This is a genomic window from Microbacterium sp. GCS4 (genome assembly GCF_001262495.1).
In the GTDB taxonomy this organism is placed as follows: Bacteria; Actinomycetota; Actinomycetes; order Actinomycetales; family Microbacteriaceae; genus Microbacterium.
In genome coordinates, this window is the sequence record NZ_LGYE01000002.1 from 1 (window position 1) to 23,121 (window position 23,121).

General features: G+C 70.9%; 20 protein-coding genes and 1 rRNA gene. 11 read left to right on the top strand and 10 right to left on the bottom strand.

Annotated features, from left to right (window positions below):
* Positions 1–69, top strand: a 5S ribosomal RNA gene (gene rrf, locus AKH00_RS18485); the annotation flags it as partial.
* Positions 70–214: 145 nt separating this feature from the next.
* Here rrf and AKH00_RS07280 read toward each other — a convergent pair.
* From AKH00_RS07280 to AKH00_RS07300, 5 genes are all read right to left on the bottom strand, one after another.
* Positions 215–1,156 carry a sensor histidine kinase gene (locus AKH00_RS07280; RefSeq protein WP_050722097.1) on the bottom strand — a complete coding sequence of 314 codons (942 nt, stop codon included), beginning with the start codon at positions 1,154–1,156 and terminating at the stop codon, positions 215–217.
* Positions 1,153–1,872: a response regulator transcription factor gene (locus AKH00_RS07285; RefSeq protein WP_050722098.1), complete on the bottom strand. Its 720-nt coding sequence runs from the start codon at positions 1,870–1,872 to the stop codon at positions 1,153–1,155. The genes AKH00_RS07280 and AKH00_RS07285 overlap by 4 nt, the downstream gene beginning before the upstream one ends.
* A 2-nt stretch (positions 1,873–1,874) precedes the next feature.
* Positions 1,875–2,396, bottom strand: coding sequence for a DUF3060 domain-containing protein (locus tag AKH00_RS07290; protein WP_050722099.1), 522 nt, complete (start codon positions 2,394–2,396; stop codon positions 1,875–1,877).
* 31 nt (positions 2,397–2,427) lie between these two features.
* Positions 2,428–3,642, bottom strand: coding sequence for an OmpA family protein (locus AKH00_RS07295; RefSeq protein WP_235556716.1), 1,215 nt, complete (start codon positions 3,640–3,642; stop codon positions 2,428–2,430).
* A gap of 85 nt (positions 3,643–3,727) precedes the next feature.
* The gene (locus AKH00_RS07300; protein WP_442922375.1) at positions 3,728–4,507 is read right to left on the bottom strand and encodes an IclR family transcriptional regulator; all 780 of its coding nucleotides are present in this window, start codon (positions 4,505–4,507) and stop codon (positions 3,728–3,730) included.
* Positions 4,508–4,565: 58 nt separating this feature from the next.
* Here AKH00_RS07300 and hutH point away from each other — a divergent pair, with 58 nt between their 5' ends.
* Genes hutH through hutI form a run of 3 tightly spaced genes read left to right on the top strand, consistent with a single transcriptional unit; the run spans position 4,566 to position 9,050 of the window.
* The gene (gene hutH / locus AKH00_RS07305) at positions 4,566–6,107 is read left to right on the top strand and encodes a histidine ammonia-lyase (protein ID WP_050722100.1); all 1,542 of its coding nucleotides are present in this window, start codon (positions 4,566–4,568) and stop codon (positions 6,105–6,107) included.
* Entirely contained in the window at positions 6,100–7,764 is a 1,665-nt protein-coding gene (hutU, locus tag AKH00_RS07310; protein WP_050722101.1) for a urocanate hydratase, read from the top strand. Before hutH ends, hutU begins: the two co-directional genes overlap by 8 nt.
* 11 nt (positions 7,765–7,775) lie before the next feature.
* Complete coding sequence (gene hutI, locus AKH00_RS07315) at positions 7,776–9,050, top strand: imidazolonepropionase (protein ID WP_082297488.1); 1,275 nt, start codon at positions 7,776–7,778, stop codon at positions 9,048–9,050.
* 37 nt (positions 9,051–9,087) lie between these two features.
* Here the strand turns inward: hutI and AKH00_RS07320 are convergent, their stop codons facing one another.
* The 4 genes from AKH00_RS07320 to AKH00_RS07335 are packed head-to-tail and all read right to left on the bottom strand — an operon-like array spanning position 9,088 to position 14,139.
* Entirely contained in the window at positions 9,088–10,956 is a 1,869-nt protein-coding gene (locus AKH00_RS07320; protein ID WP_050722102.1) for a glycogen debranching N-terminal domain-containing protein, read from the bottom strand.
* Positions 10,953–11,792, bottom strand: a complete 840-nt coding sequence (locus AKH00_RS07325; RefSeq protein WP_050722103.1) for a carbohydrate ABC transporter permease — start codon at positions 11,790–11,792, stop codon at positions 10,953–10,955. The genes AKH00_RS07320 and AKH00_RS07325 overlap by 4 nt, the downstream gene beginning before the upstream one ends.
* On the bottom strand, positions 11,789–12,886 hold the full coding sequence (locus AKH00_RS07330; RefSeq protein ID WP_050722104.1) for a carbohydrate ABC transporter permease: 1,098 nt from the start codon (positions 12,884–12,886) through the stop codon (positions 11,789–11,791). Before AKH00_RS07330 ends, AKH00_RS07325 begins: the two co-directional genes overlap by 4 nt.
* A gap of 2 nt (positions 12,887–12,888) precedes the next feature.
* Positions 12,889–14,139, bottom strand: coding sequence for a sugar ABC transporter substrate-binding protein (locus tag AKH00_RS07335; RefSeq protein ID WP_050722105.1), 1,251 nt, complete (start codon positions 14,137–14,139; stop codon positions 12,889–12,891).
* A gap of 139 nt (positions 14,140–14,278) precedes the next feature.
* Here AKH00_RS07335 and AKH00_RS07340 point away from each other — a divergent pair, with 139 nt between their 5' ends.
* Positions 14,279–15,283: a LacI family DNA-binding transcriptional regulator gene (locus AKH00_RS07340; RefSeq protein ID WP_050722106.1), complete on the top strand. Its 1,005-nt coding sequence runs from the start codon at positions 14,279–14,281 to the stop codon at positions 15,281–15,283.
* A 60-nt stretch (positions 15,284–15,343) separates the two neighbouring features.
* Positions 15,344–16,753: a flavin monoamine oxidase family protein gene (locus AKH00_RS07345; RefSeq protein WP_235556717.1), complete on the top strand. Its 1,410-nt coding sequence runs from the start codon at positions 15,344–15,346 to the stop codon at positions 16,751–16,753.
* A 24-nt stretch (positions 16,754–16,777) separates the two neighbouring features.
* Here the strand turns inward: AKH00_RS07345 and AKH00_RS07350 are convergent, their stop codons facing one another.
* Complete coding sequence (locus AKH00_RS07350) at positions 16,778–17,422, bottom strand: Pr6Pr family membrane protein (protein ID WP_152926135.1); 645 nt, start codon at positions 17,420–17,422, stop codon at positions 16,778–16,780.
* Between the two features lie 170 nt (positions 17,423–17,592).
* Between AKH00_RS07350 and AKH00_RS07355 the strand changes: the two genes are divergently transcribed.
* From AKH00_RS07355 to AKH00_RS07375, 5 genes are all read left to right on the top strand, one after another.
* Positions 17,593–18,255: a GntR family transcriptional regulator gene (locus AKH00_RS07355; protein ID WP_050722108.1), complete on the top strand. Its 663-nt coding sequence runs from the start codon at positions 17,593–17,595 to the stop codon at positions 18,253–18,255.
* A gap of 128 nt (positions 18,256–18,383) precedes the next feature.
* Positions 18,384–19,352 (top strand): tripartite tricarboxylate transporter substrate binding protein, encoded by a 969-nt coding sequence (locus AKH00_RS07360; protein ID WP_050722109.1) that lies wholly within the window; start codon positions 18,384–18,386, stop codon positions 19,350–19,352.
* A gap of 69 nt (positions 19,353–19,421) precedes the next feature.
* On the top strand, positions 19,422–19,979 hold the full coding sequence (locus tag AKH00_RS07365; protein ID WP_050722110.1) for a tripartite tricarboxylate transporter TctB family protein: 558 nt from the start codon (positions 19,422–19,424) through the stop codon (positions 19,977–19,979).
* Positions 19,976–21,628: a tripartite tricarboxylate transporter permease gene (locus AKH00_RS07370; RefSeq protein WP_050722111.1), complete on the top strand. Its 1,653-nt coding sequence runs from the start codon at positions 19,976–19,978 to the stop codon at positions 21,626–21,628. Before AKH00_RS07365 ends, AKH00_RS07370 begins: the two co-directional genes overlap by 4 nt.
* Positions 21,625–22,494, top strand: a complete 870-nt coding sequence (locus AKH00_RS07375; protein ID WP_050722112.1) for a dihydrodipicolinate synthase family protein — start codon at positions 21,625–21,627, stop codon at positions 22,492–22,494. The genes AKH00_RS07370 and AKH00_RS07375 overlap by 4 nt, the downstream gene beginning before the upstream one ends.
* Positions 22,495–23,121 lie beyond the last annotated feature (627 nt).

A 23,121-nucleotide genomic window follows, 5' to 3' on the forward strand; every position in this document is an offset into this window, starting at 1 on the left:
GAAGCTAAGCCTCACAGCGCCGATGGTACTGCAGGGGGGACCCTGTGGGAGAGTAGGACACCGCCGGACTCCTTTTAGACAGAAGAGCCACCCATCGTTGGGTGGCTCTTCTGCGTTAACGCGCGCTCGCGTCGTCAGCGTCGGACCAGGTCAGCGTCGGACCAGGTCAGCGTCGGACCAGGTCAGCGTCGGACCAGGTCAGCGTCGGACCAGGTCAGCGGCGGATCGGCAGACGCAATGTCACGACCGATCCTGATCCCTCGACCGAACGGATCGCGACGTCACCGCCGTGCCGGCGCATGACCGTCGCGACGAGGGTCAGACCGATGCCTGAACCGCTCACGTCTCGGGCGTTCTGCGCGCGAGCCAGCTCATCGAACACCGCGGGTAGCTCGGCGGCCGGGACACCCCGCCCGGCATCCGCGACCTCGATCACGGCCCAGCCGTCCTGCTCACGCAGGCGGACCTCGATCGGTCCCGACGTCGAGTACTTGGCGGCGTTGCCGAGCACGTTGTCGACCGCGAGCGACAGCAGATCCAGGTCTGCATCCAGCGGCGGCACGGCCCACGGCACCCTCGTCACCGTCAACGCCGTGCGAGCCCTCGCCTGCGGGTTCTGGTGGCCGAGAGCGTCGATCGCCTCCGTGAGCAGCTCTTCGAGGAGCACGGGCTCCGTCTCGAGCGGCCTGGTCTCCAACTCGGCGAGCTTGCGCAGATCGCGCACGAGAGAGCTCAGCTTCGACGCCTGCGCGTCCACTGTCTGCCACGCTGCCGCGCTCGGGTCGGCCTGGTCCGCGCTCTGCCCGGCCGCCGCGGTGGCCCGGATCGCGGTGAGCGGGTTCTTCAGCTCGTGGTCCAGGCGCGCGAGGAACTGCTGATGCGTCGCACGTTCCCGCTGTGCGGCGGCGACCGCGGCAGCCTCTGCCGCCGCAGCCTCTCGACGTCGAATTCGCGCGAAGCGTCGTCGCCACGCCAGCATCGCGAGCGGGATCGCCGACAGCACGACACCTCCGACGAGGACTCCGGAGGGAAGGGCCAGCTCGACGACGAGCAGGCGGTCTTGTCCGGTCAGCAGCATGGCGCCGGCCACGACCGCGCACGCCCCGATCGGCACCGCGGCGAGGATGCCGATCGTGACGTCCGCACCGCGGCTCACGCCGCCACCACCGGTGCCGTGAACTGATATCCCATCGTCTGCGCGGTCTCGATGAACCGGACCTCTCCGGTTCCGTCGCCGAGGACGCGGCGCAGCTCGGCGATGCGGTGGTCGACCGCGCGGCTGGTCGTCGCGAAGTCGAACCCCCACAGCGTCGACAACAGTCGTTCGCGCGAGTGCACCTCCTGCGGATGCATCATCAGGTATTCGAGCAGCGTCAGCGCCTTCGGCGTCAACGACAGCTCTGTCGTGCCGCGCCAGACGCGGCGCGCGCTTCGGTCGAGAACGAGGTCGTGCGCCTGCAGGCGGGTCGCCGAACGCAGGGAGCTGACTCCCTGGGCCGTGCGACGGAGCACGGCACGGATGCGTGCGAGGAGCTCATGCGGATCGAAGGGCTTGTTGAGATAGTCGTCGGCGCCTTCATCGAGAGCGGCACTGCGCTCCCACGATTCTCCGACCTGCGTGAGCAGGATGATCGGCAGCCAGAGCTGTCGCGCACGCATCCGGCGCACGAACTCGCGTCCGTCCACGTGAGGCATGACGACGTCGCACACCACGATATCCGGCACCTCGCCGCCGACGGCGTCGAGTGCCGCTCGCCCGTCACCGGCCACCCGCACGGCGAAGCCGCTGCGTTCGAGGAAGGGTGCGAGAGCGGCGGTGATCGCCTCGTCGTCATCGACCAGCAGGATGCGCGGACGGGGAGTCTCGTGCATCCTCACCCCTTTCGCACGGTGTTGCCGGCGCCCGTGTCGTCGACGCTCGGCGTGGAACCGGCCCAGAAGACCGAGCTCGCATCACCGGTCACTGTCACCGAGGAGACGTTCACGACGTAGACCACGGTCCCGCTGCCGGAGAGCGCGAGCGACTCGACATCGTCGGCGATGACGACGGCCGCGTCCGCCTGGACGTCCAGCTGCGGGCACGAGCCCTCGATCCGGATGACGACCCCGTCGGCCGTGACAGCACCGGTCGGGCATGCCGTGGTCGTCGAGGCCGCCGCGGTGAGTCGGTCGCGGTCGGCCTGTCGCTCGTCGCTCAGCCTGTCGGAATCCGTCGACGAGCTGGCCGGGGGCGTGGGCTCGGTGCGCTCGACGTCGAAGGAGGACGTGGACTCCGGAGTGGGTGTGCGTTGGGCGTCGGCGGCGCCCGGGTCGACGATCGACACCGTGCATCCGCTCAGCGTCGTCGCGAGCAGGACGGCGGTCAGCAGGACGGAGGTCGCGGTGGAGCGGCGCATGCACTCATCCTCTCGTGTCGACGGCATCCGATCACAGCGCCGCGGGGATGAAGATCTCCACGCGGCGATTCAGCTGGCGTCCTGCGGGGTTGTCGGTGCCGTCGATCTCGTTCGCGGCGACCGGACGGCTCTCGCCGAAGCCCTCCGCGGTGAGCGTGGTCGTCACGCCCCGGTCCTCCAGTCCCGCGACGACGGACTGCGCGCGATCCTCCGAGAGCACCTGGTTCTCGGCATCCGATCCGATCGCGTCGGTGTGCCCGCTCACCTGCGCAGAGGAGACGCCGAGACGCGTGAACACCTGGGCGACCGCGTCGAGCGTCGCCGCCGCGTCGGGGCGGATGTCGCTCTTGTCGAAGTCGAAGAGCACACCGTCGGCGAACGTCAGCGTCGTGCCGCAGGACGCGACCGGAGCGAGCGCGCCGAGCGGGGGGAAGACGCCGAGCTTCGGCACATCGGGCAGCGGCTCGGCCTCCACCGTCTCGCCGTCGACGAGGGCCGTGCCGTCGCCCCAGTTCTGGATCCTCACACGGCCATCGGAGTAGTTGCCGGATCCGTCGCCGAAGTTCTGGATCGTGACGGTGCCGTCGGAGTAGTTGCCCGATCCGTCGCCGAAGTTCTGGATCGTCACGGGGCCCCGGGTGTAGTTGCCCGATCCGTCGCCGAAGATCTGCACCGTCGTCGTCGCGTCGGAGTAATTGCCGGATCCGTCGCCGAAGTTCTGGATGGTCACCGTACCGTCGCTGTAGTTGCCCGAGCCGTCGCCGAAGTTCTGGATCGCGACCCCGTTGATCGTCGAGTTGCCGGATCCGTCGCCGAAGTTCTGCACCGTGCCGTCCGGTCCGGTGAAGGAGCCGGAGCCGTCCCCGTAGAGATACGCGGTGCCGTTGCCGGAGATCACGCTCCCGCCCGCGTCGCACTGGGCGGGGGCGGCGACGACGCCGGGGATGTCGGCGAGCGCCTGGTTGACCTCGATCGTGAACGCCGACGCCGAGGTGTCGAGCAACGACAGATCCGGGAGCACGAAGAGCGGCACGGGCGGGAACTGCCCGACGTCGTATCCCGCGAAGGTCGCGACGTCCGGGGTCGCGGAGGCCGGGGCCGTCGGCGCCGACGTCGGCGACGGTGCGCTGGCCGCCGGCTCCGGGGCGCAGCCCGTCAGCGCGAGGGCGGCGGAGCACGCGAGCACCCCTCCGACGGCGAGCGCATGGCTCATGCGGAGGGCGGGCGGAGCGGTGAACGAGGTCATGTGTCGAGCGTATCCAGGCGGTGTCGCCACCGCGTCGCGAGGATGTCGCAGTCCTGAGACATCCTCATCCTGCCGGCGACGGAGCTCATCGACGCAGTCGCGATTCGAGCACCGATGCCGTCTCGCGCACGGCATCCGCGAGCCGTTCCTCGTCGAGATCTGCGTTCGCCCACGTGACGGCGACAGCCGCCACGGGCCAGCCGGCATGGTCGTGCACGGCGGCGCCGACACTGCGCAGGCCGTCGGCCACCTCGCTGTCCTCGACGGCATACCCGCGCGCCCGCGCCACGCGCAGCACCTCACGCAGTTCCGCGGGCGTTCGAGGTCCCACGCCGGTGCGATCGGGGAACGTCGAGGCGCTCGGGTACAGCGCGCGCACCTGCTCACGGGGGAGAGCCGCCAACATCGCTCGCCCTGACGCGGTGAGGTGCGCCGGCAGCCGCACGCCGACGTCCGTCACGAGCGCGGGACGCCTCGGCGCTCGTTCCTCCACGATGTAGAGCACGTCACCGCCGCTCATGACCGCGAGGTGCGCGCTCTCGCCGAGACGGTCGGAGAGTGCCGCGACCACGGGGCGGCCCAGTCGGGCGAGCGGCTGCTGCCGGGCGTACCCGCCGGCGAGCTCGAAGGCAGAGGTGCCCAGACCCCAGCGCCGATCCTCGCGCATGTGCAGCACGAAACCGTGCGCTGCGAGCGTCGTGAGCAGGTGATAGACCGTCGAGCGCGGAAGCTCGAGGTCACGGGCGATCGCGGAGGCCGCCACCGGGGCGGGACGTCCGGCCAGGTACCGGAGTATTCGGAGAGTGTGGTCGGCGGCGGGCACCTGCGCGCCGGCCGCGGATCCGTCAGAGTTGTCTGAGATCACAGACACAGGATGCCATGACGCGGTGTCGCGCGCGACCGCGCGGGTGTGGAATCGAGTCATGAGCACTCCGTCCTCCGTCGTCGTCGGCGCCGCGCCCCTCGCGATCGCCGATGTCGTGGCCGTCGCCCGCCACGGCGCCCCCGTGGTCATCAGCCCCGAGGCTCTCGCGCGCGTCGCCGAGACCCGCCGTGTGATCGACGGGCTCGCCGCCGATCCGAACCCGCACTACGGCGTCTCGACCGGATTCGGCGCCCTCGCCACGACCTTCATCGCCCCGGATCGTCGCCTGCAGCTGCAGGCCAGCCTGATCCGCTCGCACGCCGCCGGCACCGGTGCCGAGGTCGAGCGCGAAGTCATCCGCGGGTTGCAGCTCCTGCGTCTGCAGACCCTCGCCTCGGGACGCACCGGTGTGCGACCCGTGGTCGTCGAGACCTACGCCGCCCTGTTGAACGCCGGCATCACGCCGATCGTCCGCGAGTACGGCTCGCTCGGCTGCTCGGGCGACCTGGCGCCCCTCGCGCACATCGCCCTCGCGGCGATGGGGGAGGGAGACGTCCGCACGCCGGAAGGCGACCTCGTCCCGGCATCCGAGGCCCTCGCGGCCGCCGGGATCGCGCCTGTCACGCTCGTCGAGAAGGAGGGTCTCGCCCTCATCAACGGCACCGACGGGATGCTCGCGACCCTGGCGCTCGCACTGCACGATCTCGACTCGCTCCTGCTCGCCGCCGATATGGCCGCCGCGATGTCGATCGAATCGCAGCTCGGGACGGATGCCGTCTTCGCCGCCGACCTCATGGCGCTGCGTCCGCAGTTCGGCCAGGGCGAGTCCGCCGCCCACCTGCGCGCGTTCCTGCGGGATTCGCCGATCGTGCACAGCCACAAGGGTCCCGAGGACGGCCGGGTACAGGACGCGTACTCGCTGCGCTGTTCGCCGCAGGTGCACGGCGCCGCGCGCGACACCATGGCGCACGCCGCCCTGATCGCCGGGCGCGAACTCGCCAGCGTGATCGACAATCCCGTCATCACGGTCGACGGACGCATCGAGTCGAACGGGAACTTCCACGGTGCCCCGATCGCGGCGGTGCTCGACTTCCTCGCGATCTCGGTGGCGGACGTCGCCTCGGTCTCCGAGCGACGCACGGACCGGGCGCTCGACCCTGCCCGCAACCACGGGCTGCCGCCGTTCCTCGCCGACGAGGTGGGTGTCGACTCCGGCCTCATGATCGCGCAGTACGCCTCAGCAGGCATCGTCTCCGAGCTCAAGCGCCTCGCGGTCCCGGCATCCGTCGACTCGATCCCGTCCTCGGCAATGCAGGAGGACCACGTATCGATGGGATGGGCGGCTGCACGCAAGCTCCGCCGCGCGATCGACGGGCTCGGCCGCGTCCTCGCGATCGAGATCCTCACGGGCGCCCGGGCCCTCGACCTCCGTGCCCCGCTGCAGGCCGGACGCGCGACGGGTGCCGTGCGCGACCTCGTCCGCACCGTCGCGGCCGGCCCCGGCCCCGACCGCTTCCTCTCACCCGACATGGAGGCCGTGACCGCACTCGTGCAGTCCGGCGCCGTCACCCGCATCGCGAAGGAGCACGCGCATGACTGACACGACCGACACGGCCGCTCGCACGATCCGCGCCCCTCGGGGCAACCAGCGCACGGCCAAGAGCTGGGGCGCCGAGGCCGCCAAGCGGATGCTCATGAACAACCTCGACCCCGAGGTCGCCGAGCATCCCGAAGACCTCGTCGTCTACGGCGGCACGGGACGCGCGGCGCGCAGCTGGGCCGCCTACGACGCGATCGTCCGCACGCTCGACGAGCTCGAACCCGACGAGACGCTGCTCGTGCAGTCGGGCAAGCCGGTCGGCGTGTTCCGCACCCACGAGTGGGCGCCGCGAGTGCTCATCGCGAACTCGAACCTCGTGGGCGACTGGGCGAACTGGCCCGAGTTCCGCCGGCTCGAGGAGCTCGGCCTCATCATGTACGGCCAGATGACCGCAGGGTCCTGGATCTACATCGGCACGCAGGGCATCCTCCAGGGCACGTATGAGACCTTCGCCGCCGTCGCGCGGTCGCTCGGGCGCGACTCGCTCGCAGGCACCCTGACCCTCACCGGCGGGGCCGGAGGCATGGGCGGTGCGCAGCCGCTCGCCGTGACCATGAACGAGGGGGCCGTGCTGATCGTCGACGTCGATGAGAGCCGTCTCGCGCGCCGCGTCGACCACGGCTACCTCGACCTCTACTTCACCGACCTCGATGACGCCGTCGCACGGGCCGTCGCCGCGAAAGACGCCGGCGAGGCGCTCTCGGTGGGCGTCGTCGGCAACGCGGCCGAGGTCTTCCCCGAGCTGCTGCGCCGCGGCGTGCCGATCGACATCGTGACCGACCAGACGAGCGCGCACGACCCGCTCGCGTACCTGCCTTTAGGCATCCCCGTCGCGGACTGGAAGGCCGAGGCGGAGCGCGATCCCGAGGAGTTCACGCGCCGCTCCCGCGAGTCGATGGCCGCGCACGTCTCGGCGATGGTCGCGTTCCAGGATGCCGGCGCCGCGGTGTTCGACTACGGCAACTCGATCCGGGCTGAGGCGCAGCTGGGCGGCTTCGACCGGGCGTTCGCATTCCCCGGCTTCGTGCCCGCGTACATCCGCCCCCAGTTCGAGGAGGGGCGTGGACCGTTCCGCTGGGTCGCTCTGTCGGGAAACCCCGAGGACATCCGCAAGACAGATCGGGCGATCGCCGAGCTGTTCCCCGAGGACGCGGCCCTGCACCGCTGGCTCGAGAAGGCGGGGGAGAAGGTCCACTTCGAGGGCCTTCCCGCACGCATCTGCTGGCTCGGCTACAAGGAGCGCCACCTCGCCGGGCTGAAGTTCAACGAGATGGTGGCCGCAGGCGAGCTGTCGGCGCCGATCGTGATCGGCCGCGACCACCTCGACGCAGGCTCCGTGGCGTCGCCGTACCGCGAGACGGAGGGCATGAAGGACGGCTCCGACGCGATCGCCGACTGGCCGCTGCTGAACGCGCTGCTCAATACGGCATCCGGAGCCTCCTGGGTGTCGCTGCATCATGGCGGCGGTGTCGGCATCGGCCGCTCGATCCATGCGGGACAGGTCACGGTCGCCGACGGGTCCGCGCTCGCCGCGGAGAAGCTCGAGCGGGTGCTGACGAACGACCCCGGCACGGGCGTGATGCGGCACGTCGACGCCGGGTACGAGCACGCGCGCGAGATCGCCCGCGAGCGCGGTCTGACCGTGCCGATGCCGTGAGCACCGCGGCTATGAGCACTGTGCCTGCGAACACCGTGCTGCTGACGAACATCGGCGAGCTGACCACCAACGTCGGCTCGCCGTCCGACCCGATTCGCGGACGCGGTCCCGATCTGCGGACCGATTCGGTGAACTCGTCGGCGGATCGGGCCGCCGTCAGCGGATCGGGACGCGCCGGCGACCCGTGCGGCACGGTGCACGATGCCGCCGTGCTGATCGACGGCGGACGGATCGCCTGGGTCGGCCCCGCCGCCGACGCACCGGACGCCGACGAGATCGTGGATGCCGGAGGCCGGGCCGTGATCCCGGGATTCGTCGACGGCCACAGCCACCTCGTGTTCGGCGGCGACCGGGCAGCCGAGTTCGAGGCGCGCATGGCTGGGCAGAAGTACGCCGCCGGCGGCATCCGCTCCACCGTGGCCGCCACGCGCGCGGCGAGCGACGACGAGCTCCGCGAGCGCCTGCGCGGCTTCGTCGACGAACTGCTCGCGCAGGGCACGACCACGGTCGAGATCAAGAGCGGCTACGGGCTCTCGGTCGCCGACGAGGAGCGACTCGTGCGGCTCGCCGCCGAGGTCACGCCCGAGGTCACCTTCCTCGGAGCGCATGTCGTCCCCGCCGAGTACGCCGACGACCCCGAGGCGTACGTCGACCTCGTGTGCGGCGAGATGCTCGCGGCGTGCGCACCGCACTCCCGCTGGATCGACGCGTTCTGCGAGACCGGGGCGTTCACGGTCGCGCAGTCGCGGCGGATCCTCGAGGCGGGCATCGCCGCCGGACTTGTGCCGCGCCTGCACGCGAGCCAGCTCGGACCGGGCGAGGGCGTGCAGCTCGCGGTCGAGCTCGGTGCCGCGTCGGTCGACCACGGCACCTATCTGACGGATGCCGATATCGCCGCGCTTGCGGGCTCCGACACCGTGCTCACGCTGCTGCCCGGGGTGGAGTTCTCGACGCGGCAGCCGTATCCCGACGCGCGGCGGCTGATCGACGCGGGCGTCACGGTGGCCCTCGCATGCGACACCAACCCGGGGTCGAGCTTCACCTCGTCGATGGCGTTCTGCATCGCGGTCGCCGTGCGCGACATGGGCATGACGCCGGCGGAGGCGGTGTGGGCGGCGACCGCCGGCGGCGCACGGGCGCTGCGGCGCGACGACGTCGGGGTCATCGCGCCCGGCGCGCGCGCCGATCTCGTGCTGCTGAACGCGCCGACCCGCATCCACCTCGCCTACCGGCCGGGCGTACCCCTGGTCGACCGGGTGTGGAAGGACGGCATCGCCGTCCGCTGACGGCGGCCCCGGCGACCGGAACCGCGATCGACTCCCCTCAGCGCAGCGCCTCGGCGCACACGACCGCAGCCGCGGCCGACCACGCCTGCGGGCGGCACGCCGCGGGATACGGCACGGGAGCGCCTCCTGCGACACGCGGCTCCCCGGAGTGCAGCTCGGGGACGCGGTACTCGAAGCCCTCGGCGAGGTCGATCAGCTGCTCCGCGATGCGTCGCGCAGGTCCCATGAGGCCGGAGCGCAGCATCCCGTGCACCGCGATCGCGGTGTCGTGCGTCCACACGCTGCCGCCGTGATAGCTCAGCGGCCAGTAACCCGCGGCACCCGTCGACATCGTGCGGATGCCGTACCCGCTCGACATCGAGTCGCCGAGGAGCAGCTCGGCGCACGCCCGCTCCTCGTCCGCGTCGAGCAGACCCGTGCCGATCAGATGACCGATGTTGCTCGTCAGGGTGTCGACCGGCGCCCCGTGCGCGTCGAGGGCGATCGCGGGGTAGCGGCCCTCCTCGGTCGTGACCCAGTACGCCTCGCGGAAACGCGCGCGCAGGTCGTCGGCCCAGACGCGCAATTCGTCGCCGCCGTCCTCGCCGAGCTCGTCGAGCAGCGCGGCACCGCGCACCGCCGCCTCGTAGGCGTACGCCTGCACCTCGCTCAGGGCGATCGGGCCGTCGGCGAGGTGGCCGTCGCGCCACTGGATCGAGTCGCCCGAGTCCTTCCACCCCTGGTTGGCGAGACCGTGCCCCGTCTCGTCGCGGTAGTCGATGAACCCGCTGCCCGAGGCGTCGCCGTGCACGACCATCCAGTCCAGTGCCGCGCGCAGCGCCGGGAGCAGCTCGCGCAGCTCGGCGTCCGAGAGCCCGGCGTCACGGGCGTCGGCCAGCAGGCACACCCACAGCGGGGTCGCGTCGACCGTGCCGTAGTAGAGCGGCGGCAGGTGCACGCCCTCGTGCGGCAGCGACAGCGCTCCGCTGCGCAGCTCGTGCGCGATCTTGCCGGGAGCCTGCGCGGTCGCCGGGTCGACCACCGTCCCCTGCAGGCGCGCGAGCACCCGGAGCGTCGAGGCGGCCATCGACGGATCGGCCGGCAGAGCGAGACGCGCGGCCCAGATCGAGTCGCGGCCGAACAGCGTGAAGAACCAGGGGGCGCCCGCCGCGTAGAACGCGTCGTCCGGATGCTCGGGCAGAGCGAGACGGAGCGCGGCGAGGTCGGCGGCGGCGAGGTCGAGCCAGCGCGCGGCGCGGGGGTCGTCGCCGTGGTCCACCCGCTGCGTCGCGGACGACGGTGCGGGCGAGGTCACGACCAGCGTCGGGTCGTCGAGGTCCACGGACCAGGCGAGGTCGAGCGCGCCGCGCGCGGGCACGTCCGCCCGCCACCGCACCACGATGTCCCTGCCGTCGGCCGTGATCTCGGCCTCCGCCGCGGTGAGCGCGAAAGAGGCGTCCCCGGCGCGGCAGACGCGGCCGTCCCAGTCCCAGGCGAGGTCCGCGTCCATTCCCGCCTTCACGAGCTGCATCGGCGCGAAGTCCGGGCGCACGCGTACCGCGACCTCCACCGGCACCGCGGTCTCGAGGTGCGAGGAGACACGGATTCTCTCGGCGAACCGCCCCGCCTGGACCGTGCGCTCGCGGTCCAGGCGGATCTTCGGATCGGCGCCGGCGTCGTCGAGGCCGCGCAGCAGATCCGTGAAGATCACCCGGTCGGGCGTCGGCGACGAGCATCCGATCGACTCCACGGCCGTACCCCGCACCGCCACCTCGATCGCGGAGATGTGCCGGACATCGCCGTGGTACACGCCGTGGATCGGGGCGGTGCCCATGCGACCGTCGCGCGCCGACCACACCTGGGTGGGGGCGTCGAGCACGATCACAGCCTGGTCGAGCAGGGGCTGGAGGTGGGGGCGGTCGGTCATTCCTTGACGGCTCCTTCGGTGGAATTCATGATGCGGCGCTGGAAGACGAAGAACATCACGGCGACGGGGATCGTCATGATGAGCGCGGCAGCCAGCTTGAGGGGGTACTGGGTGCCCTGGCTGAGCTGTCCGCTCGCGAGGGACGCGACGCCCTTGGTGAGGGTCGTCAGGGCGGGGTCGTTGGTCGACACGATGAAGTGGCTCAGCTCGTTCCAGGACCCCTGGAACGACAGGATCACGATCGTGATGAGCGCGGGCGTCGCCATCGGCAGCACGACCGACCAGAACATCCGGAACGTGCCGGCGCCGTCGATACGCGCCTGCTCCTCGACCGAGACGGGGATCGACTCGAAGAAGTTCTTCATGATGAAGACCCCCGCGGCGTCGACGAGCAGCGGCAGGATCATGCCCGCGTACGAGTTGAAGATGCCGAGCTGGTTGATCACGAGGAACTTCGGGATCAGCAGCACCACGGTCGGGACCGACATGACCGCCACGAGGGCGGCGAACACGACGCCGCGTCCGCGGAACCGGAGACGCGCGAGCGCGTACCCCGCGAGCGAGTTGAAGAACACGCGTCCGGCCGTCACGAAGATCGTCACGATCGCGCTGTTCACGAACCACGACGGGAAGTCCGAGTTCGCGAACAGGCGCTCGTACGCCGCGAACGTCCAGGAGTCCGGCAGCAGGCCGAGGCCGGAGGCCGCGGCATCCTCGTCGGTCTTGAAGCTCGTGAACACCTGGATGAGGAACGGATAGATGTAGATCAGGGCGAGGACGATCAGCACCGCGTACAGCACGATCTGCCACGTGAGCTGCTTGGAGGAGAGTCTCATCGCACGCCCCGCTTCGAGGTGATCTCGTAGGCGCGGATGCGCCGGCGCGACACGGGGCGGTCGCGCAGCACCCAGCGCTGCAGCAGCGTGAACACGACGATGATGACGAACAGGATGAACGCGATCGCCGCGCCCTGCCCCCACTCCTGATCCGTGAACGCGGTTTTGTACGACTGATAGGCGGGGGTGAGCGTGGTCTTGCTCGGGGCGCCTCGCGTGCCCGTGTAGATCTGGTCGAACACCTGCCAGCATCCGATCAGGCCCAGCGTGAGCACCGTGAACAGCGTCGGCCGCAGCTGGGGGAGGGTGACGCGCCAGAAGCGCTGCCAGCCGTTCGCGCCGTCCATCATGGCGGCCTCGTCGACGTCGGCGCCCAGGTTCTGGAGCCCGGCGAGGAAGATCAGCATGAACGTGCCGGAGGTCGTGAACACCGCCATCAGGACGTAGGCGCTCATGGCGATCGACGGGCCGGCGAGCCACTCCCACCAGGAGATGCCGAGCATGCCGCCGCCGGTGAGCGCTGACGGACCCGCGTCGACGCCGAAGGCGCCGAGCGCGAGGTGCAGCACGCCGCGCGGGTCGTTGAACCAGTTCGGCCCCTCGACGCCGAACCAGGAGAGCAGACTGTTGACGGCGCCGCTCGCCGAGAAGAGGAACAGCCACAGCACCGTGATCGCGACCGAGCTCGTGACGGAGGGGAAGTAGTAGGCCGTGCGGAAGAACCCGCGGCCGCGCAGCACGGACCGGTTCACGAGCACGGCGAGGAACAGCGCGAGGGCGGTCTGCAGCGGCACGACGAGCAGGACGTACCAGGCGTTGTTGCGCAGGGCCGTGCCGAAGTCCTTGGTCGCGAGGCCGCCGTCGGCGAGCACGGCCGAGTAGTTCTCGGTGCCCACGAACGAGACCGAGGGCGAGAAGGGGCTGCCGCGCCCGCCCCAGTCCGACATGCTCACCCACAGGGCCATGAGCACCGGCACGAGGAGGAAGACGCCGAGGATGACGATCACGGGGGCGGTGAAGAGCCATCCGGCGGCGGCCTCGCCGCGGCGGAGCCCGGAAGCTCCCCCGCGGCGAGGCGTGGCCGTCGTCGTCATGGTTACTCGACGATCGCTTCGAGGTTCGACTGCACGGTGCCGAGGATCTGCGCGGGGTCGCCCGTCTTCAGCGACTCGAGCTGGGCGTTGAAGTCGGCGACCACGTCGGCGGCGCCGTCCTGGTTCGGCGGGAACTGCGCGTAGTCGGCACCCGCGAGGAACGGTGCGAGCGCGGGGTTGTCGGAGGTCCACTGGTCGGCCGCCGAGGCGATCGACGGCATCGGGCCGAAGGCCTTCGAGAATGCGAGCTGGCTGTCTGCACTCGTGAGGTGCTCGACGAGGTCGAGCGCGGCCTGCTGGTTGGGGCTGTCGGCGGCCATGCCCCAGCAGTTCGTGAACTGCAGGGTGCCCGCACCGCCCGGGCCTTCGGGCAGCTCGGCGACGGTGTAGTCGACCGAGCTGAAGTCGTTCTCCATGGCGCCGGTGATCCAGTTGCCCTCGATCACCATCGCGGCCATGCCCTTTCCGAGCGCCTCGCCGCCCCATCCGGCGCCGACGTCCTTGGCGTAGGCGAAGGTGCCGTCGTCGAGGTGCGTCTTGACGTAGTCGAGCGCGTCGACGTTCGCCTGGTCGTCGGCGATCGCGGTGCCGTCGTCGACGAGGCCGCCGCCCGCCTGCGCCATGAACGTGCCGACACGCTGGTACTCGGCGCCGAAGGAGAGTCCGACGTGCTCGGGGGTCGTGAGCTTCTGCGCGACGGTCGCGAGGTCGTCCCACGTCTTCGGCAGGTCGGCGTCGGTGAGACCGGCATCCGCCCACATCTGGCTGTTGATCACGAGCGCGAGGGTCGAGAAGTCCTTGGGAGCGCAGTAGAACGTGCCGTCGAGCGTGAAGTTCTCGACGAGCGAGGGGTAGAAGTCGTCCTTGTTCGAGAGCTCATCGCCGTAGGCCTGCAGCGAGCCGTTCTTCGCGAAGCCGGCCATCTGCTCGGGGGCGAGGTAGAAGAGGTCGGCGGGCTTTCCGGCCGCGAAGCCCTGCGAGAGCTCCTGGGCGAGGTCGCTCGCGACCTGCACGTCGACCTCGGTGCCGGAGTCCTTCGACCACGCGTCGACCGCGGACTGCACGGCGGCGGTCTCGGCGTCGCCGGAGGAGCCGATGAGGATCGTGAGCGCGTCGTCCGAGGAGGTGAGGCCCTCGGAGTCGCCGCCGGAGTCGCCGCCCGAGAAGCCGGAGCCGCATCCGGTGAGGACGAGCGTGCTGGCGATCAGTACCGCTCCGGTGCCGACGAGGGCGCGTGTGGTGTGCCGTGTCATGGTCTCTCTCCTTTGATGAGTCACTGCGAGAGGCTGTGATCGTTGCGGTCCGGGTGTAATTTGAACGATCAAACTCCGCGTGGAATAGGCTAGGTGCGGTCACGCGGGCATGTCAAGCCCGCACGGAGCGAGGAGAGCGATGGCGAAGGCGCCCACGGTCGAAGACGTCGCCGCACACGCAGGCGTCTCCCGGCAGACGGTGTCGAACGTGCTCAACACCCCCGACATCGTCCGCCCCGAGACGCGCGAGCGCGTGCTCGCCGCGATCGACGCGCTCGGCTACCGACGTCACGCCGCCGCGAGACGGCTGCGCCTGCGTCGCAGCTCGACCATCGGCATCCGCCTCGACCCCTACCTCGGCGGGGTGTCCGGCGTCGTGCTCGACCGCTTCGTGCACGCCATCACCGAGCGCGCCAGCGCGCGCGGCATGCGGATGCTCGTCTACGCCGCGCGCTCGCCGCAGGAGGAGCTGAGCCGGCTCACCGAGCTGTGGGAGGGGTCGGAGATCGACGCGGCCATCCTCACCGCCACCGAGCGCGACGACCCCCGCGTCGGGAGCCTGGATGCCGTCGGCCTGCCGTTCATCTCCTTCGGCCGCCCCTGGGGCGACGACGACATCGCCGACCCCACGCACCTGTGGGTCGACGTCGACGGAGCCGCCGGGACACGGGCCGCGACCGCGCATGCGCTCGGCTTCGGCGACACCGTGGCGTTCCTCGGCTGGCCGCACGGATCGGGCACAGGCGACGACCGGGAGCGCGGGTGGCGTGAGACGATCGCGGATGCCGGAGCGCGCGGTCTGCGCGTGATCTCCGAGGAGTCCGTGACCGGCGCTCGCGAAGCCGTGGCGCGGGTGCTCGCGGACGGCACCCGCCTCGACGCGCTCGTCTGCGCGAGCGACTCACTCGCGGTGGGGGCGCTGCTCGCCCTCGCCGACGCGCGGCTGAGCGTGCCCGTGGTCGGCTTCGACAACACGCCCACGGCCGAGGCGCTCGGATTCTCGAGCGTCGAGCAGCGCCCCGAGGACGTCGCTCAGGCGATCCTCGAGCTGCTCATGGGGCCGACCGGCGACGTCGTCGCTCCCCGCCGACTCGAGCCCGGATCCGCGCACGCGCTCATCACCCCGGAGCTCGTGATCCGCTGAGGGTGCCGGTCGGAACGCGCCCCACACATCCGCGCGCGGTATCGTTGCGACACGATGAGGATGACGCGTCGCACCCTGCTGGTCGGCGCCGGAGCCGGCGTCCTGGGAGTCCTGCTGGCCTCCTGCACGCCCGAGCCGGCGCCGTCGCCCACGCCCACACCGACCCCCACGCCGCGTCCGACGGGCGGCGCGATCAGCCCCGCCGCGTTCGCGCGCAGCGCGTGGACCACGGATCCGTTCTCCCTCGGGGCCGCGAGCTTCACGCCCGTCGGCACCCAGCAGAGCGCCCGGGAGGCTCTCGCCGAGCCCGTCGAGGACCGCCTGTTCCTGGCCGGGGAGGCGACGGATGCCGAGGCGCCGGGCACGATCGACGCCGCGTTGCGGTCCGGCGACCGCGCCGCCGAGGATGTGCTGCGCGTCGCCGGGACCGGAGAGCGGATCGCCGTGATCGGCGCGGGGCTCGCCGGAGCTGCGGCGACCGCGCGCCTGGTCTCCGCCGGGGCAGAGGTCATGGTCTTCGAAGCGCGTGACCGGGTCGGCGGCCGCGTGCAGTCCGTGGTCGACGAGAAGACCTGGCCGGTGCCCGCCCAGCTCGGCGGATGGCTCCTCGGCGCCGCGGACGCCGAGATGCTCGCACAGCTCACCCGTCTCGACATCCGCTCGGCCACCGTCTCGACGTCGTCGTGGCGGTCGGCCGAGGGGGCGGTCGACGCCGTGTCCGACGAGCCGGTCCGCGCCGCGATCGACGCGGGACAGCAGAGGCCCGCCGATGTCTCGCTCGCCGATGCGCTCGCCGAGGCCGGCGTCGACGTCGAGGACGCGGGGCTCGCCGCGCTGCTCGCGGCCGTGTCGTCGGCATCCGGCTCCGACGCCGATGACGCGTCGACGTGGTTCCCGCCCGCGCTGCCGCCGACCGAGCGCACCGCGCCCCTCGGCGATCTCGGCGCCGTGCTCGACGACCTGCTCGACGGCGCGAGGGTGAGCCTGTCGTCGCCCGTGTCCCGCGTCGCCTACGACGACGCGGGCGTGAGCCTCGGGATAGCGACGGGGGAGTCGCTGTCGTTCGACCGCGTGGTCATCACGGTGCCGCTCGGCGTGCTGAAGGGTGAGGGGCTGCAGTTCGCCCCGGCGCTGCCGTTCTCGCACCGCGGCGCGATCGCCGAGCTCGGCATGGGTCGCATCGAGACCGTGTGGATGCGGTTCGAGGAGTCGCCGTTCGCCGTCGCCGCGGATCCTTCGGGCGACGCCGTCGAGGCCTCGCCCGCCCCGGAGGCGACGGCCGGCGTGTGGCACGTGGTCGGCGGCGACGCACTGATCCGCACCTGGATCGACCTCTCCCCGGTGACCGGCGAGACCGTCGTCGTGGGGATCGTCGGCGGCGAGGACGCGCAGACGTTCGCGGAGCTCGACGACACCGAGGTGCTCGAGGCCGCGGTCACCTCACTCGCGCCGTTCCTGGCGACGCCCTGACGCGGGCGTCCCGGCTCCGCCCCGTCAGACCGGGATGCGCTCGTGGCCGCGTCGCCGCATCCGGCTGACGAGCACGATCACGGATGCCACCGCGGCGAAGATCGCGAGCGCGATCGCGCTGGTCACGAGGAACTCCGGCGGTCCGGAGACCTGCCGCGGGTCGAGGAAGTAGTACGGGTACCAGCCGACCAGCGGGCCGCGCCACAGTGTGACGCCTCCCCAGGCGAGCGGGAACGCCAGCGCGGTCGGCACGACCCACCACGGCACGCCGCGGTGACCGGGCGTGAGCACCCACGCGAGCGCGGTGCACGCGGGCAGGTAGAAGTGCAGCACCTGATCCGACCACGGCACGTCGACGCGGATGCCGCGGAGCCCGGCCTGCCAGACGATGAGCGCGAACGCGAGTCCGGCGGTGATGGTCCACGTCAGAACGAGCGCCAGCGCGACCGTGAACCACCGCGGGTCGGCGGCGCGGGCGAACGCGAGGGCCGCGCCGATCACGAGCACGACGACGAGGGCGCAGTTCGACTGCACCGTGAGGTAGGCGAAGAAGTTGTCGCCCGCGATCGTGCGGGAGCTGAGCCCCCAGAACAGGCGGTGCACGAGGGCGACGGTGCACGCGGTCGCTGCGGCGAGGCGCAGTGCGCCGAAGACAGCTCGCGCCCTCACCGTCGTCTCGCATCCTTCCCCGGCGCTCGGGTCGCGCCATGTCGGCGCTCGGGTCGCGCCATCCGGCGAGTCTACGGAAGCCGTCTGAGGGTGCGGGCCGGATCGCCGGTCGTGGCGCGCGTGTCGCCGCGCCCGCTGTGTATCCTGTCAACAGTTAACAGGAGGTCATCGTGACACAGACCGTCCAGCGCGGGGAGTCCCTCGGCGCACAGGTGGCCCGCGTGCTGCGGCAGCGAATCGTGCGGGGCGAGCTCGCCGCCGGATCGCGCATCACCGAGGAGGCGCTCGCCGAGGAGTTCTCGGTGAGCCGCGGCCCGATCCGCGACGCCCTCGTGCAGCTGAGCTTCGAGAAGCTCGTCGAGGTGCAGCGCCCGCGGGGCGTGTACATCGTGGGACTCGCGCCCGACGACGTCGATCAGCTCTACAGTCTGCGCGGCGCGTTGGAGCAGCTCGCGCTGGCGCGGGCGATGCGGGTCGAGGATGACGATCGCTGGGCACCCATGGCGGCTGCCGTGGAGCGGATGGGCGCGGCCGCGGATGCCGGAGACCATGCGGCGTTCGTGGCGGCCGACCTCGAGTTCCACTCGCAGATCTACGTGCTCGCGGATCACGCGCGGCTCGAAGGCGCCTGGCACCAGTACTTGCCGACCTTCGCGGCGCTGCTGGAGGTCACGATCAATCACGACGAGGACCTCCACGAGTCCTCGGGCGACCACGTGACCCTCATGCGCGTGATGCGCGAGGGGACGCCTGAGGCGGCTGCCGAGGTGCTCGCGGCGCATCTCGACGGGGCTCGGGCGCGCATGCTCAGCGAGATCTCGGGTCGGGGGTAGCGGGCACGTCCGCGACGGCCGCGAGCGCCGTGATCGCTCCGTGACCTCTCCAGTGTTGACTGTTAACAGTCAACACTGTTAGCCTCGGTGACGTCGACAACACGGTCGACCCACGTAGAGGAGCAAAGATGCCCCGCATGCGCATCACCCGGGCGGCCGCCGCGATCGCCGCCGTCGCAGCCACGGCTCTCGTCCTGTCCGCCTGCACCAAGGTCGAAGAGGGAGAGGATGCCGCGTCGGCATTCCCCGAGAACGACATCCGCCTCATCATCCAGGCCAACCCCGGCGGCGGATCCGACCTGTCGTCGCGCGCGCTCGCGACCGAGCTCGAGGGCATTCTCGGCGTCAGCGTGATCCCCGAGAACATGCCGGGCGCCGCCGGCGCCCTCGCGATGGAGTACGTCGGATCGCAGGACCCCGACGGCTACGTGATCGGGTTCGCGCCGGTCGAGATCGCGATGCTCAACACCACCCAGAGCGCGAACGTCCTGCCCGACGACTTCACCCTGCTGGGACAGATCATGCTCGCACCGGGCGTCATCACGGTCGGCGCGAACAGCGGCATCGAGTCGCTCGAGGACCTGGTCGACCGGGCGACGTCCGGCGCCGTCACGGTCGCCAATTCCGGAGCGGGCTCGATCTGGGAGGCCGCGACGATCGGACTCGGCGACGCGACCGACGCCGAGTTCACGCCCGTGCCCTACGACGGCGGAGCCACCGCGGTCTCCGCCGCGGCATCGGGCGAGACCGTCGCCGCCGTCTCGGGCCTGGGCGAGGCCCTCGCGCAGGGTGAGGCCGTGCGGATCCTCGCCGTCATGAACGACGAGCGCCACCCCGACGCCGAGGACGTGCCGACGGTCGAGGAGGCCGTGGGCGAGGACGTGCAGTTCGGCGGCTGGGGCGGGATCTACGCGCCGAAGGACCTTCCGGACGACGTCAAGAGCACCCTCGAGGCCGCCGTCAAGGAGGCCGTCGAGTCCGACGGCTACCAGAAGTTCCAGAAGGACGCCGGCAACCTCGTGGTCTACCGCGACTCCGCCGCGTGGACCACCTTCGTCGACGAGCAGTTCGCGCTGTTCAAGGACCTCCTGGGCTGAGCGGATCGCGGGGCCGGTTCGCGCCGGCCCCGCGGTTCCCCGACCAGCCGTCACCCCCGAGGAGCATCGATGTCGACTCCCGACACCCCCGCATCCGGCGCCGTCGACGCGGCCGTCGACTCCGGCGACGCGTACCAGGGCGCGCCCGCGTCCCGCCCGCTCGAGATCCTCTTCGGCGTCGTCTCCCTGGCCGTCACCTCCGGATACCTCGCCCTCGCCTCGCAGATCCCGCTGCGCCGTGAGGCGGCCCCCGGTCAGATCGACGCCCGATTCTGGCCCCTGGTCATCGCCGTCACGGCGGTCGTGGTCGCCCTCGCGATCCTCGCGATGGCCCTCGCCCGCCCAGCACCGGGTCGCGAGGACCTCGAGCGCATCCAACCAGGCGGCTACGTCCGCGTCATCGCGACGCTGGCGATCTCCGGCGCGTTCATCGCGCTGTGGTCGCTCGGCTCCGTCATCCTGTTCGGCTACCGCATCGAGGTCTTCCCGATCGCGGCGGCCCTCCTGATGGCCGGCCTCATGCTCCTCTACGGCCACCGCCGCTGGCTGAGCCTCGTCATCTACTCCGTCTCCGTCACGGCGTTCGTGTACGTCGTGTTCGGGATGCTCCTGAGGATTCCCCTGTGAACGCGCTCATGGAGGGGCTGAACTCGCTCCTCGACATCTCGATCCTGCTCTACATGCTCGTGGGCCTCGTGCTCGGCTTCATGGTCGGAGCCTTCCCCGGCATCACCGCGACCATGGCCGTCGCACTCGCCGCCGGCTTCACGATGACGCTCGAGCCCGTGCAGGGCCTCGCGGTTCTGCTCACGATCTACGTCGCAGCGAACTTCGGCGACCGGGTGCCCTCGATCCTCATCAACACTCCGGGCACGCCCGCGTCGATCGCCACCACGCTCGACGGGTATCCGATGGCGAAGCAGGGCCGCGCCGGACTGGCGCTCACGATCTCCGCGATCGTCTCCGCCGTCGGCATCCTCGCCTCGCTCGTGCTGTTCTCGGTCGCGGCCGTGCCGATCGCGAGCTTCGCCCGCGACTACTTCAAGTCGCCGGAGCTGTTCGCGCTCGTGGTGTTCGGCATCTCGATCATGATCGGCATCTCGTCGAAGTCGATGCTCAAGGGCATCCTCGCCGGCCTCTTCGGCCTCATGCTCGGCACGGTCGGCACGTACGCCGCGACCGCCGATCAGCGTTTCACCTTCGGGGTTCTCGAACTGGTCGAGGGAGTGAACTTCATCGCCGTGATCATCGGGCTCTTCGGCATCGCCGAGCTGTTCGACCAGCTGCTCACGTACCGCAAGAGCACCGTGCGCCCGATCTCGAGCCTCGGCCGCTGGTGGCCGAACCGCTCCGAGCTGCGCCAGAGCGGCCGGGCGACCGCGGTCGGGGGCGCGGTGGGCCTCGGCGTGGGGCTGATCCCGGCGGCCGGCGGCGACATCGCCGGACTCATCGGATGGGAGCGGGCGCGCAAGGCGTCGAAGCGTCCCGAGCTGTTCGGGAAGGGGTCGATCGAGGGTGTCGCCGCCTCCGACACGGCCTCCAGCGCGACGCTCGGCGGCTCGCTGACGACCACGATGGCGCTCGGCATCCCCGGCGACTCGGTCATGGCCGTCATGATCGGCTCGATGATCATCTGGGGAATCACGCCCGGACCGACGCTGTTCACCAACCGGCCCGACCTCGTCGTGTCGATCGTCGGCATCATGCTGACAGCGACGATCCTGTCGCTGCTGCTGAGCCTCGTGCGCATGAAGGGCATGGTCAAGCTGCTCGACGTGCCGCAGCCGTACCTGTGGAGCGGCATCCTGATCTTCTGCATCATCGGCACGTACGCGACGTCCAACAGCCTGTCGACCGTCGTGACGATGCTCGTGTTCGGTGTGATCGGCGTGCTGCTCAAGCGGATGCAGGTGCCCGCAGGCCCCGTGGTGCTCGGCCTCCTGCTCGGCCCGCTCGCCGAGGAGAACCTCGCGCGGACCCTGGCGATCCTCCCGACCCGGCCGTTCTTCGAGGTCGTGAGCCCGATCGCGATCGTGCTGCTCGCCCTCGCCGTGTTCTCGATCGTGATGCCCGCGATCCGGGCCGCCCGAAAGCCGCGTGCCGAGCGTGCCTCGCTCGAGGACTCGATCCTCGACGACGAGAGCCGCGAGCAGATCGAGCGTGCGCACGACGAGCTCGCCGCGCAGCCCGACCTGCTGACCTCGACGGTCCGCACCGACGACACCGCCCGCGCGCGCCGGAAGCCGCGCACCAGTTCCAAGGAGAACGAGAAGTGACCCGTTACGACATCCTCACCGCCATCCCCACCGCGTTCCACCGCGACGGGAGCCTCGACCTCGAGGGCTCGCGGTCGATCTTCCGGTTCGTGGGGGAGTCCGGCAACGAGGGGGCCTTCGTGCTCGGCACGACGGGGGAGTTCCCGGCGGTCGACGTCGAGGAGTTCACGGCACTCGTGCGCACCGCGCTGGAGGAGCTCGCCGACCGCATGCGCGTGATCGTGCACGTCGGGCGGCCCAGCACGTTCGAGGCGCTCCGCCTGGTCGAGATCGCGAAGGGTCTGGGCGCCACCGAGTTCGCCGCGCTCACGCCGTACTACCTGAAGTCCTCGGACGACGCGATCTTCGAGTACTTCGAGAAGGTGTCGGATGCCGTCGGCGACGGGCGTCTGTACGTGTACATCTACCCGGCGCGCAGCGGCAACCCGGTCTCGGTCGATCTGCTGGTGCGGCTCGCGCAGCTGCCGAACGTCGTCGGCGCCAAGGTCAGCGAGCTGAGCCTCGACGACATCGCGGCCTACCGCGAGGCGGTGCCCGCGGACTTCGAGCTCTACACGGGCGCGGATCGCGACCTCATCGCGGCGGTGGACGCCGGTGCGCAGGGCGTCGTGTCGGGCGTCTCCTCGGTGACGCCGAAGCCGTTCCGCGCGCTGGCCGACGCCGGTCGTGCGGGCGATCCCGCCGCGATCGCCGCGGCCCAGGCGGCGGTCGACGACGTGGTGTCGCTGATCGGCGGCGACATGGCCCGCATGAAGGAGGCGTACCGCGTGCTCGAGGTTGCCGACGCGCACTGCCGCATGGCGATCGCCGAGCCGACCGACGCCGAGCGCTCCGCGGTCGCGCAGGTCGTGGCGGCGCACCGCTGATCTCGTCCTCCGCCCGTTCCCCGGGCACAATTTCGGATGCCGCGGCCGACACGCCGCGGCATCCGTCGTCTTCACGGCGTGCCACGCACGGTCTCCGAAGCTGTGTGCGGGCGGGCGGGCGGTCGGACGGGCGGCGGACGGGCGGGCTGTGAGTTCGCAAACCCCGCGATCCCAAAGAATCGCGGATCGTCCCCGCTGTCGCTTGTGAAATCGAAAGACCCGAGATCAGAAAACACAAGAACAGAAAGAGTTTCACCAAGTTGGGCTGATTTCCTGGTCCAAAATACGCAAATAAACCTAAACTGACGTCGTTCGGCGCACGCCGATAACTTCTACGACGATGTAAGGGGTTTGCGAATGAAGCTCAGAAAGAGCCTGGCCGTCGCCGTCGCCGGCGCAGCAGCCGTGGGACTGACAGCCTGTGCCGGTGGTGCCGCACCCACCCAGACCGGTGGCGGGGGAGACGCCGACACCGTGACGTTCCGCTCGTGGAGCCCGATCGAGCAGACCACGCGCCAGATGATCGAGGCCTTCGAGGCCGAGAACGAGGGATCGTCGATCGACGCGACGATCTTCAACTACCCGGAGTACCTCGTCGACCTGCAGAGCCGCGCGAGCTCGAACACG